Here is a 12,307-nt window from a genome sequence, read left to right as displayed (position 1 = left end):
TTTAAAAGATTCGGCGGTTTAAATTTTATAAAATTCCGGTCGTAAAATTTAGGTCGTAAATTTAAAGTGCCCGCAGCAAGGATGAGAGTGAAGAAGCTTTATCAAAATGAAATTTTCGTAATCTCTATAATGTGCCTGTTTCAGGGCATATTTCTGCTTTATGCGATTTCAAATTTAAGCATCAGCTACTACGAGGTCGAAATTTTTTATGAGAAAAAATCCCTCGTTTCGCTAATCGCAAATTTAAGCTGCGAAATTTTCGGGCGCAACGACTACGCTCTGCGCGTGCCGTTTATTTTGATCCACTTCGCAAACGCCGCGATGATCTATAAAATTTCAAAATTTATTCTAAAGCGTCGCTTCGATAGGGTGGTAGCTACGGCTCTATTTATGGCGCTTCCTGCATCGATGAGTAGCGCGATCTTGCTAAATCCTGCGGGCATCATCGTTTTTTTCACGCTGCTGGCGATCTATTTTGCAAAGAGTGAATACAATATCGCTCTTTTCGTCCTTCTGTCCGTTTGCGCCCTGATCGACCGAGCGTTTTTTATGCTCTACGTGGGCTTTGGAATTTGGGCGCTTTATACGCGCAAAAAGGAGCTTTTGCTACTTTGCATAGCGCTATTTAGCTTCAGCATGATCTTTTACGACGTAAGCTCGGAGGGCAAGCCGAAGGGATATTTTTTAGATACCGTGGGCGTTTTTGCGGGCGCGTTTTCGCCTTTAGTGTTTTTATTTTTCATCTACACGATCTACAGAATTTGGATCAAAGAGGAAAAGAGCCTGCTGTGGTTCATCGCCACGAGCGCGCTTTGTCTGACGATGCTTTTTTCGCTAAGACAGCGCGTCGCGCTTGAGATGACGTTGCCGTATTGCGTTATCGCTACGCCTCTGATCATTCGGGTTTTATTTAATTCATACCGCGTTAGATTGCCTAAATTTCGCACCTTTCACAAGATCGCCGTGGGTGTGACGCTGGCAAGCTTGATGTTTAGCTACTTCGCGGTGGTTTTTAGCGACGTGATGTATAAGGCGGTGTTTGCAAACAAGCCGCAGAGGCATTTCATCTATAAATTTGACGTAGCTAAGGAGCTAGCGAGCGAGCTAAAAGATCGCGGAGTAAAAAGCGTGAGCTGCGATAATAAAAAGCTGTGCCTGCGCCTGAAATTTTACGACTTGCCAAGCGGCGAGGACGCGTATATTTATGAGCGAAATTCTGAAAATTCGACACAAAGTATAGATATTTACAAGCAAGGCGTGCTAATTGCGAAATTTTATGTTAAAATATAAACAAAATTTTTATGAAAGGTAAAAATTATGAAAAAAGCATTTACTATGATAGAGCTGATTTTCATCATCGTGGTGGTTGGAATTCTAGCGGCGGTGGCGGTGCCTCAAATTAATCGAAATAGCCTTGTGGAGGCGGCAGATCAAGTAGCTGCTCATATTCGTTATACTCAGCAGCTGGCTATGAATGATAACAAATTCGATCCTGACGATCCTAATTGGTTTAAGAGATTTTGGAGGATTCAATTTACCGATCAAGGAGCACCGGGCTCTGCAGCAGGATGGCGATATAATATATATTGGGATAACGGAGCTTTCCCGGGTTCAAACGGACAACCAAATAGCCTAAATTCTATGGCAGCTGATCCGCAGAATCCTAACAAACTGCTTACTTCGGGCTTTGCTAGGCAACCTGCCAATACTGATGGTGCAAGAATGAATAAAAAGCTAAATTTAGAAGCAACATATAATATAAGCAATATAGAATTTACTAATTGCGGTAATGGAAACAATCACACCATCTCCTTTGATTCTTATGGTCGCCCAATGGGGCAGTTAGCGAACTCTAATGTGCCATATGATAGGCTTTTTGTGGGCCAAAATCCATGCATAATCACGCTTACCAATGATGCTAAAGAGCATGCCTATATAAGTATTCAGCCCGAGACGGGATACGTAAGTTATACGCTGAAATCAAATACGGGTAACGCGGCGCAGTAAATAATTTAAAGCATTTAAGGAGAATAATGAAAAAATACATAATGACGCCGATTTATTACGTAAACGATGTCCCGCACATCGGTCATGCATACACGACGATCATCGCCGATACGATGGCTAGATTTTACCGCCTGCAAGGGCACGAAGTTTTTTTTAAAACTGGCACCGATGAGCACGGCCAAAAGATCGAGGAGGCCGCAGCCAAGCACGGCCAGAGCCCAAAGCAGTACGCAGACGGTGTAAGCGCTAAATTTAAAGACCTGTGGGACGAGTTTGACATCAGCTACGATATGTTTTCGCGCACTACCGATGCCGCGCATGAGGCGGCGGTGCAAAACGTATTTCGCAAGATGTATGAAAAGGGCGACATTTATAAGGGCGAATACGAGGGCAACTACTGCGTAAGCTGCGAGAGTTTTTTTCCTTCCGCTCAGCTAATCGACGGCGAGTATTGCCCCGACTGCGGCAAAAAGACTAAAATTTTAAAAGAGGAGAGCTATTTTTTCAGGCTTAGCGCCTATGCAGAGCGACTTTTGAAATGGTACGAGGATGAAAAGTGCATCCTGCCCCTAGGCAAAAAAAACGAGGTCGTAAGCTTCGTAAAAAGCGGTCTGAAGGATCTTTCGATCACGAGAACGGGCTTTGATTGGGGCGTTAAAATTCCGCCCGAGCTGAACGATCCGAAGCACGTGATTTACGTCTGGCTGGACGCGCTAATGGATTATCTTAGCTCGCTCGGATTTTGCGCGGGCGGCGAGCGGATGGAGTATTGGAGCGACGCGCTGCACATCGTGGGCAAGGACATTTTACGCTTTCACGCCGTTTATTGGCCTGCGTTTTTGATGAGCCTGGGACTAAATATGCCACGCAGCATCGCAGCTCACGGCTGGTGGACGCGAGACGGCAAAAAGATGAGCAAGAGCCTGGGCAACGTCGTGGATCCGCGCGAGGTCGCAAACGCCTATGGGTTGGAGCAGTTTAGGTATTTCTTACTGCGCGAGGTACCGTTCGGCCAAGACGGCGATTTTTCGCAAAAAGCGATCATCAACCGCGTAAATTCCGAGCTTGCCAACGAGCTTGGAAATCTACTTAGCCGCATCGTTGGCATGAGCGCAAAATACTCGGACTACGTCATAAATTCCAAAGACGTGATGAAATTTTTCACCGCCGAGATCAAGGAGGCGAACTCATATCTAAGCGCCGCGCTTAGCGCGCTTGAGGAGGTCGCTACCAATAGATACTTGGAGGAGCTTTGGAGGGCGCTTGCTCTTGCGAACGCTTCGATTGCAAAATACGAGCCGTGGAATTTGATGAAAAACGGCGAGCAGGCTAAGGCGTTGGCTCTCGTCGCATTGGTTGCAAATATTTTGGCTAAAGTCGCCGTGCTGCTAAGTCCCGCGATGCCGAAGACGGCGGCACGTATCGCAGACACGCTCGGCTTTGAAATATCCACTCCGCTTTATGAAAAGCTCATACTTCGCGGCGAAATTTTAGATTTTAAGGCCAAGCCGTGCGAGCCGCTTTTTACCAAGATCGATCACGAGCTAATGCCGAAGGCGGACTACGACAGGTTGGATGGCACTGCAAATTCTGCAAGCGGTTCGGGCACAGACGCTGCGGCAAAAAGCGCGCTAAACTTAAACGCAAACGCTTCCGGCTCGGGCGCTACGGTGCAAGAAGCCCAAGGCGCAGCATCTGAAGTGCAGATTAAAATCGATGATTTTAAAAAGTGTGTTATCAAAGTCGGCACGATTTTGGAGTGCGAAAACATTGAGGGTAGCGAGAAGTTGTTGCGATTTATGATCGATTTGGGCGAGGAGAGACCGCGTCAAATCATCAGCGGTATCGCGAAATTTTACGATCCCGCCGCGCTTATCGGCAAGCAGATCTGCGTGCTGGCAAATTTAAAACCCGCTAAAATTTTTAAACATAGCAGCGAGGGCATGATTTTAAGTGCCGAGGACGGCAGTCTCACGCTGCTTAGTACTCTCGCGCCCGTAAAAAACGGCGCAATCGTAGGTTAGCGATGAAGGCTTTAGCGCGCAAGGCTTCGAAGCTCGCTATCTGCGGTGCGGCTGGACTCTGCGCGCAAAAAAGCGCCGCTTCGGATAAAATTTTAAACCTTTGCCGCAACTCCTCACTTGCCGCAAAGATCGGCGCGGGCGGGCTTGTATGCGCCACGCCTTTGGCGCTTAAGCTCGGTGCGGGGGTTGCTTTAAAATTTGCGGCGCGTAAAATTTTAACATTCGGCATTTGCGAGCTGTCGAAGTCTGCCGCTTTAAAATGTGCAAAACTCGGCGCGCGCGCGGTCGTGCGCTCATTTTCGCACACCGATAAATTTACAGATGAGCGCTCGAAAAAGCGCGCAAGCGCGGATAACGAAAATTTTAATGCAGGCATCACGCCGCACAGAAAGCGCGCAGCAAGTATTTCTAGCGCGAATGTTAAAAAAGACGCCTCACTTTCCAAAAGTGCCACTATTAAAAAAAACACAGCGACAAAAAGCGCGCCCGCAAAAAAATCTCCGCTCGCTAAAAAAATAGCGCCTACGGTAAAAGCCGCATCGACCGCCAAAAGTGTCGCAGCAGGCGCGGCTTCGGCATCTGTCGCAAAATCAACCTCCGTAGCTAAATCTGCATCTACCAAAAGCGCCGCGCAAAATAAAATTTCCGCGCCAAGCGCAAAAGCGATACCGGCTAAAAGCGTATCTCAGAACGTAAAATCTCGCCGTATCGCAAAAAATACTGCTACGCCTACTGTAATCGCCGCAAAAGACGTCGTCGCGTCCGGCGCAAGTTCCGCATCTGCTGCGAAACAGCCGCGCCGCGCCGCAAAGAGCGCGTCCGCCAAAAGCTCCGCCGCAGGGAAGTCGTAATGGTAAATTTATTAAATTTAACCCGTATCGTAAACGGAACGATGCTAAATAATCCCGCAATCTCCGCGGTCGAAAGCTTTGCGATTGAGCCCGCAAAGGTCGCGAAAAAGGGCGCTTTCATCGCACTCGGCGCAAACGAGCGCGACGTGCACACCGCGATCGATAACGGCGCGTACGCGATCATTTTCGATAACAATTTCAAGCCGCTTAACGACGAGATCGCCTTTATCAAGGTCGAAAATTTATGCTCGGCGCTCGTGCGACTGATAAAATTTCTGGGCGAGACGTGGCGGCACGGCTTCGTGCTGATAAACGAGGTGCAAAGCGAGATCCTGCGCTACACGAGCGTGCCGAAAAATTTGATGTTTGCGCCGCGCAGCAAGGGCGAGCTTTTCATTAGCCTAATGAATGCCAAAGAGAAAAATACCTACTTCACCACCGACGCCGAGCTTTTGCAAAGCCTCGGTATCTCGCCCGTCCGGGTTCCTGCGAGCGACGATTTTAGGCTGCTTTACGGCGGCTCGATATTTTACAGCAGCTTCGTTTTCGGTGGGCTTTATTATTCAAATTTAGTCTTTCCGCAGCTGTTTTTGCCCGAGCTATGCGGCGTGATCGAGTATCTCTCGCGCAAAAACATACCCTTTAAATTTCAAAACTTAAGCGCATTCGGCCATTTCGAGCCGATTTTTGTGGATAGATTTTTTAATGTTAGCTCGCTCGGCGGCAGCTATCGCGCCTTTATCGCCGAGAGCGATCCTGAGCTTTTTGCGCGCGAGGCGGAGTTTTTGCGGGCAAAATTCCGCGAAAAAATTATCGTCTGCGCTAGCTGGGAGGATCGCTTAGACGGCGTTAAGATCGACTTTCGCTTCAATAAGCTAAGCGCGCTAAAGAGCTTGCCCGAGTTTCACTACGCGCTGGTTTTTGCGGAAAAGAGCGCGATTTTGCAGCTTCTAAATCAAAAACCGCAAGAAAAAAATCTATTTTAGCCTCAAGGAGATCGGTATGAAAAGACGAAATTTTATTAAATTTGGCGCAGTAGCGGCTATCGTGCCGATAGTATCAAGCGCTAAAACCACGCACGAGGATAAAATAGAACGGAATAAAGCCGCTATGAAGCGCTTTGAGACGGCGATAAATACCGCGGACGAAGCGCTTTTAAACGAGCTTGTGGATCCCGAAGCGCCGTTTGTCACGCCAGCATCAAAAGATCCGCTTTACGGCGGCAGCGGCTACAATGCGATCGTAAAAATGATGCGTGCAAGCTTCCCCGATGTGCAGTGGGCGATGCAGGACATGGTCGCGGACGAGAGATGCGCGGCGGTGTATTGGCTTTGCAGCGGCACTCACAAGCATGATTTTATGGGCATCGCGCCTACGGGGCGAAAATTTAGTGCGCGGGTGATGAATTTTTATTACTTTAACGAGCGCGGCAAGATCGTAAACGATGTCGCAGCCGAGGGGATGATCGCCATACTGCGCGCCATCGGTGCGTGCGATAAATAATATGGCGAGAGCTCATTATGGGATTATTGAATTGAAAGAGGGCAATGGACTACATTAAAATTCTGCGCGAAAACGGGCTTTTGCGCGAGGTGAAGGAGCAGATCGGCACGGAGCTTGAGATAGCGCACGCAAGCTATATCGAGGTCAAAAAAGAGCGTTCGCAGGCGCTGCTTTTTACGAACGTGCGAAACGCGCAGGGCAAACGGATGCCGCCGGTGCTAACCAATATTTTCGGCTCCTTCGAGGCGTTAAATTTAATCCTCGGCCGCAAGCCCGACGAAATTGCCGCCGAGATTGAGAGCCTGCTAAAGCCGAAGCGTCCGCAAAACTTTAGCGAAAAGCTTGATTTTTTGTCGCACTTAATCTCGCTGCGTAAAATTTTTGTAAAACGCCTTAGCGGCCGCGGCGAGTGTCAGCAGGTCGCGCATCTGGGTGCAGATGTCGATTTGGGCGAGCTTCCTGTGCTTAAGACCTGGGAGGGTGACGGCGGCGCGTTCATCACGATGGGGCAGGTTTATACGAAGGATCTGAACTCGCAAACGCAAAATCTCGGCATGTATCGCCTGCAAATTTACGGGCGCGACCGCCTGGGGATGCACTGGCAGATCCACAAAGACGGCGCTGGCTTTTTCGACGAATACCGTAAAGCAGGGCACAAGATGCCCGTATCCGTGGCGATCGGCGGCGATCCACTCTATATCTGGTGCGGTCAGGCGCCGCTGCCGAAGGGGATTTTTGAGCTGCTGCTTTACGGCTTTATCCGCCGCAGCCCCGCTCACCTCGTAAAATCGCTTACGAATGAAATTTACGTTCCCGCCGATGCGGATTACGTGATCGAGGGCTTTGTTGATCCCGCCGTAAGCGAGCCGGAGGGGCCTTTCGGCGATCACACCGGATATTATACGCCGGTAGAGCCCTTTCCGGTGATGGAGGTTAGCGCGATCACGCACAAGCGCGCGCCCGTATTTCACGCCACCGTCGTGGGAAAGCCGCCGCTTGAGGATAAATTTATGGGGTACGCGACCGAGCGGATCTTTTTGCCGCTGTTTCGCACGAGCGCGCCCGATCTGATTGACTATAAAATGCCCGAAAACGGCGTATTTCATAATCTGATTTTGGCTAAAATCGCCGTGCGCTACCCCGCTGCAGCAAAACAGATCATGCACGCGTTTTGGGGCGTAGGGCAGATGAGCTTTGTAAAACACGCCGTTTTCGTGCCGCAGGACGCGCCGAGCTTAGATGAGTACGAGGCGCTTACGAAGTACGTCCTAAACCGCATAGGCGTGCGCAGCCTCGTTTTTAGCGAGGGTGTGTGCGACCAGCTCGATCACGCAAGCCCGAACTCCTGCTTCGGCGGCAAGCTCGGCATCGATGTGACGACCGATCTAAGCTCGCAGGCGCCGCAAATTTTAAATGATGAGGAGCTTCTAGCGAAATTTCAAAGCGAGGAGCCTGCTATTTTGGCGCTTAAGCAGCACTTTTGCGATACGAAAAACCCGCTCGTGCTGATAAACATAGACAAAAAAGAACTCGTAGAGCGGAGCTGGCGGCGGCTTTTGAAATTTAGCGAGCATTTTAAAATTTTGATTTTTACCGATGCGGGGAATGACGCGAATAACCTCTATATGAGCGTTTGGCGCGTCGTAAATAGCATCGATGCGCTGCGCGACGTATTTGTGGCGCAGAATGATCGTATCTGCATCGACGCTACGAGCAAGTACGAGTGGGAGGGCTATACGCGCAGGTGGCCGCAGGAGACGCTCTGTAGCCGCGAAGTCGTAGCAGGCCTCATAGAGCGGGGCATCGTGCAGGATGAACCCGAGTTATTTAAAAAATTTGAAATTTTTTGAGGGCGTGGGGCGAAATTTCGCGCGGATTTGAAATTTTAAAATTTTGCACTCTGATTTTAAGGGCTGCGCGTTAAATTTAAAATAAATTTAGGCCCTCTTTAACTTAAGCTCACACAAAGGAGCAGTAAGTTACGATGAGAACTATGAAAAATAAATATATAATTCGTTCTCGAATTTCAAAGAAGAAATTTAGAGAAATTTTAAAGTATTTTGCAGAGGATATAGAGGCTACTAAAATAGCAAATTTTACAGGAATCTCTAGAATTTCCATTAATAAGATTCTAAAAAGCATCAGAACTCTAATGGCGATTGAATGCGAAAAGATATCTAAGTTTTCAGGCGAGATAGAGATTGACGAAAGCTACTTCGGAGCTAAAAGAGTAAGAGGTAAGAGAGGTAGAGGTGCAAGCGGAAAGCAACCGGTATTCGGTATGTTTAAAAGAGACGGTATGGTATATACTCAGATAGTAAAGAACTGCTCTGCTAGTGAACTAATACCAATACTATCGCAATATAGCGAGCTTGATAGCTCTACTATCTATTCAGATTGCTGGAAGGCTTATGATGGATTAGTAGATTACGGAGCTAAAGCTCACTATAGAGTAAAACATTCAAAGAATGAATTCACTAATGGAAAAAACCATATAAACGGTATAGAAAACTTCTGGGGTTATGCTAAACATAGATTATCTAAATTTAAAGGCATCAAGAAAGAGAATTTTTTGCTTCATCTTAAAGAATGTGAATTTAGATATAATAACAGCAAAGATACGAAGGAGTTCTATCATATTTTATTAAAGATGATAAGAGAGAATCCGCTTAAGTTTAATTGAGCCTAAATTTATTTGAATTTATGTGTTTAAGCGATAAAATTTTGTAAAATTTTCAATGGTAGAAGTAGCAAAATTTTTAAAATTTTTATAAAATTTTTGCAATAGCTAGATTTAGGAAATATAAACGTATTGCGTATTTAGGATGTGCCACAAATCCGAAGTCGGACGGGTCCACGCGCCAAAGCCAAAGCAAGCCCGCGGCTTCAAAGCTTTGAAATTTTTAAAATTTAAGGATCATATAAATTTAATGAAAGTAAGATCGTCGATTTTTTACACCATCACGTTCATCTTCACGCTCGCTGCCGTGGGCGTTTCGCTCGCTCTACTCTGGCTCATCGGCTACGATCAGCAAAACTACACCCGCGAGCTAAACTCCAAGTACTCCATCGTCGCGCGCGCGAACCTATATCAGATGAGCAAGCTCATCAGCGATGTCGAATACGAACGGCAGGTCGCAAATTTCGAGTTTTCGACCATCCGCGATGAAGCCAAGCGCGATGAGATCATCAAAGGCGCCGAAATTTTAGATAGCATCTCCGCAGACATCGGCTCTGCGGACATCTTGCTTTTTAAACGCAAACACTACTTAAAAATCACTCACGCTGGAGAGACGCGGCTTTTAAACGACAAGGATTATCAGCCCTACCGCTACGATATTTTCAAAGCGATCTACGGCGTCATTTTGGCAATCATCCTGCTTGCGTATATCTTTATCATCCGCAAAATTCGCCCCCTTCGCAAGCTCAAACGCCAGATCGATAAATTTGCTAAAGGCGATCTTCAGATCAAGGACGTAAGCGTAGGAAACGACGAAATTTCCGAGGTTTCGCACGCATTTTACGAGGCGGTCACGCAGATAAACAAGCTTAACGAATCGCGCCATCTGTTTTTGCGAAACATAATGCACGAGCTCAAAACTCCCATCACAAAAGGTCGCATCGCCGTCGAGATGATCGAGCACGGTAAAAATCAGGAGCGTCTCATCTCGGTCTTTGAGCGGCTGGAGAGCCTAATCAACGAATTTGCGGCGGTCGAGCGCGCGACTGCGGGCACGGCGCTAATCGAACGCGGAATTTTTCCCATGGATGAAATTTTAAAAGAAGCGCTCGGCATCGCGATGATCGAGCCCGGCTGCGTCACGCTGCAAAATCCGCTAGGCCTGAGCCTAAACGTCGATCTGAAGCTCTTTTGCGTCGCGGTGAAAAATTTAATCGACAACGCCGTAAAATACGCTGCAGACGGTAAAATTTTAATCCGCTTAGACGCCGAGACGATGGACTTCATAACGCTCGGCGAGCCGCTGCAGAAGGATTTTAGCTACTACAAAGAGGCCTTCGTCAAGGGTACGAACGCCAAGCAAAGCTTCGGCCTGGGGCTTTACATCGTCGATAACATCGCCAAGGCGCACGGGCTAAAATTTACGTACTATCACAGGGATGGTAAAAATATTTTTAGCTTTTTAAATTTAGAAAAGGTTATCGCGATGTAAGCCAGTCTTCACGAAATTATCACTTTCTACAAAGAATTTCGCTCTCTCATGAGAATTCTTGCTTACATGGAATAATCTGTTTCGCTTTAAAATTTCACTTCTAGCTCTTAAAATTCATGTTGCTAACTCACGCCACGGAATTTTATCCATATTACAGAAGTCGCCATGCTAAATTTATAGACATAAAAAATTCCGTTTTTTTTAAGCATTCTCAAAAAATTAATAGAAAATCTTATTCATTTGCTATGTTAAACGCTAACAATGAAATTCATTTTTTCTAAATTTAAGCTTATTTATAGCGAATATAAGGAACATCGCGAACTCATAAGATTTAATGTTAAAGAAAACTAGCCAAGTCAATACGCAAATGCAACGGTAAGATCCAGTGTAGTGAGCCTAAATACTGAAGTCGAGACAGAACGACAGCTTTTTAATCGGGCAAAGTGTTATTAAACTCAAATACGTGATAGTCGTGATCAGTTATTGCGCCGTAAGCGATAAAGTAAATTCGAACACAATCAATAATATGGGCGGCAGTGGATAAAACATACAGTCTACAAAAAGGACGGCACGATTCGTGGCGAATTCAGTGAAGGTGGTAGCGTGAAGCTATAGTAAAATACCATATTGGTGGCATAGTTTATGCGAACGCCGCTGGTAATCCGCAAGCGGCTTGGTTATAAAAATGCCATAAATATTATACCTGGAAGTGGAAGGTATCGGTGAGGGAGATGGCGATTGATTACGCTATCATAGGTGGTATTATACTCATAATTTAGGTGTAAGCGTAGATGGAAACACTTCCCGTTTAATACAATGAAGTGGTATTATGGGAATGTTTATCTACGAGATGCAAATTTCGTTGTGAGATAATCAAATTGGTAGCCCTATCAATAATTTTACGTCTATGGTGGTATCATCGTAAGCAAATACACACATCATCATAAACTTTATTTCGGGTGAGGCAAACTATAACGAGGTCTTTTAATGGTAGTGCGATTACGATTTTTTTCAGCAGGCAAGCAGGCGCGGGTTAAATATACTCAACTATAATAAAATTTCCATTAATACAGGCTTTGTTGTTAGAGTATACGGCACACTTATGGATAAATTATATACTATTACGAGTGCTATGTAATATAAGATTAACGCAGCTAAAATTTACGTCGATACCGCAAGTGATTCATATGGTCTACTAATAAAAAGAAACAGGATCGCTAATATTATTTGGCGACAATTACCTTGATAGTATGGAGCTAACCAAGAACCAAGCTAGCAATGATGCCCAAGCAGGAGCTCATAAGCTATTCGGTAATAAAAATAACACCGTAAACGTATCTCAAAGCGCAGGAGATCTAAACGGTAAGAATATAAGCTCGGGTAGAGCGGATGTCAAAGATAGCGTAACTCCAAATACCGTCTATAACAATAAAACCATAGTTAAGGGCGGAACAAATTTCGGTAACGTAAATGCAGGTTACGGCGATAGCGGAACCCAAGAGGTTCACCACAACGAGCTAAGCTTTGAAGATAGCTCAAAAGGTGCGGTAGTAAACGGAAACATTAGCGCAGGCTACTCCCTAAGCGGAAACGTTCACGATAATACCGTAACTACAAACGATACCGTTATTAACGGAAACGCTTATGGCGGCGAAGCAGCTAGTGGTAATGCAGATGCCAACACCATAACTCTAAATGACGGCCAAGTTACCGGCGACGTAAAAGGAGCAAAAGCTAGCGGCTCTGCAAC

General features: G+C 46.3%; 10 protein-coding genes. All 10 read left to right on the top strand.

What is annotated here, in order from left to right; translation table 11 throughout:
• Positions 1–81: 81 nt before the first annotated feature.
• On the top strand, positions 82–1,290 hold the full coding sequence (locus tag Q0117_RS09245) for a hypothetical protein (protein WP_297924854.1): 1,209 nt from the start codon (positions 82–84) through the stop codon (positions 1,288–1,290).
• A gap of 27 nt (positions 1,291–1,317) precedes the next feature.
• A complete protein-coding gene (locus Q0117_RS09240) occupies positions 1,318–2,007 on the top strand; it encodes a type II secretion system protein (RefSeq protein ID WP_297924849.1) in 690 nt (229 codons plus the stop codon).
• A 26-nt stretch (positions 2,008–2,033) separates the two neighbouring features.
• The gene (metG, locus tag Q0117_RS09235; protein ID WP_297924846.1) at positions 2,034–4,031 is read left to right on the top strand and encodes a methionine--tRNA ligase; all 1,998 of its coding nucleotides are present in this window, start codon (positions 2,034–2,036) and stop codon (positions 4,029–4,031) included.
• 2 nt (positions 4,032–4,033) lie between these two features.
• Positions 4,034–4,882, top strand: a complete 849-nt coding sequence (locus Q0117_RS09230) for a hypothetical protein (protein ID WP_297924842.1) — start codon at positions 4,034–4,036, stop codon at positions 4,880–4,882.
• Complete coding sequence (locus Q0117_RS09225; protein WP_297924839.1) at positions 4,882–5,868, top strand: hypothetical protein; 987 nt, start codon at positions 4,882–4,884, stop codon at positions 5,866–5,868. The genes Q0117_RS09230 and Q0117_RS09225 overlap by 1 nt, the downstream gene beginning before the upstream one ends.
• Positions 5,869–5,884: 16 nt before the next feature.
• Positions 5,885–6,385 (top strand): ester cyclase, encoded by a 501-nt coding sequence (locus Q0117_RS09220; protein ID WP_297924832.1) that lies wholly within the window; start codon positions 5,885–5,887, stop codon positions 6,383–6,385.
• 44 nt (positions 6,386–6,429) lie between these two features.
• Complete coding sequence (locus Q0117_RS09215) at positions 6,430–8,235, top strand: menaquinone biosynthesis decarboxylase (RefSeq protein ID WP_297924828.1); 1,806 nt, start codon at positions 6,430–6,432, stop codon at positions 8,233–8,235.
• A 134-nt stretch (positions 8,236–8,369) separates the two neighbouring features.
• Positions 8,370–9,068 carry an IS1595 family transposase gene (locus tag Q0117_RS09210; RefSeq protein ID WP_297924824.1) on the top strand — a complete coding sequence of 233 codons (699 nt, stop codon included), beginning with the start codon at positions 8,370–8,372 and terminating at the stop codon, positions 9,066–9,068.
• A 247-nt stretch (positions 9,069–9,315) separates the two neighbouring features.
• A complete protein-coding gene (locus Q0117_RS09205) occupies positions 9,316–10,557 on the top strand; it encodes an ArsS family sensor histidine kinase (RefSeq protein ID WP_297924821.1) in 1,242 nt (413 codons plus the stop codon).
• Between the two features lie 1,250 nt (positions 10,558–11,807).
• Positions 11,808–12,307: hypothetical protein (locus Q0117_RS09200; RefSeq protein ID WP_297924819.1), on the top strand; the 500-nt coding region annotated here is incomplete at its 3' end.

Source organism: uncultured Campylobacter sp., assembly GCF_937997535.1.
Taxonomy (GTDB): Bacteria; Campylobacterota; Campylobacteria; order Campylobacterales; family Campylobacteraceae; genus Campylobacter_B.
Note: the sequence above shows the minus strand (reverse complement) of the source record. Positions and strands in the feature narration are given on the sequence as shown.

Excerpts from the sequence above, each read along its gene's own strand:
- Q0117_RS09245 (WP_297924854.1), top strand. The coding sequence starts at position 82 with ATGAGAGTGAAGAAGCTTTATCAAAATGAAATTTTCGTAATCTCTATA.
- Q0117_RS09240 (WP_297924849.1), top strand. The coding sequence starts at position 1,318 with ATGAAAAAAGCATTTACTATGATAGAGCTGATTTTCATCATCGTGGTG.
- metG (WP_297924846.1), top strand. The coding sequence starts at position 2,034 with ATGAAAAAATACATAATGACGCCGATTTATTACGTAAACGATGTCCCG.
- Q0117_RS09230 (WP_297924842.1), top strand. The coding sequence starts at position 4,034 with ATGAAGGCTTTAGCGCGCAAGGCTTCGAAGCTCGCTATCTGCGGTGCG.
- Q0117_RS09225 (WP_297924839.1), top strand. The coding sequence starts at position 4,882 with ATGGTAAATTTATTAAATTTAACCCGTATCGTAAACGGAACGATGCTA.
- Q0117_RS09220 (WP_297924832.1), top strand. The coding sequence starts at position 5,885 with ATGAAAAGACGAAATTTTATTAAATTTGGCGCAGTAGCGGCTATCGTG.
- Q0117_RS09215 (WP_297924828.1), top strand. The coding sequence starts at position 6,430 with ATGGACTACATTAAAATTCTGCGCGAAAACGGGCTTTTGCGCGAGGTG.
- Q0117_RS09210 (WP_297924824.1), top strand. The coding sequence starts at position 8,370 with ATGAGAACTATGAAAAATAAATATATAATTCGTTCTCGAATTTCAAAG.
- Q0117_RS09205 (WP_297924821.1), top strand. The coding sequence starts at position 9,316 with ATGAAAGTAAGATCGTCGATTTTTTACACCATCACGTTCATCTTCACG.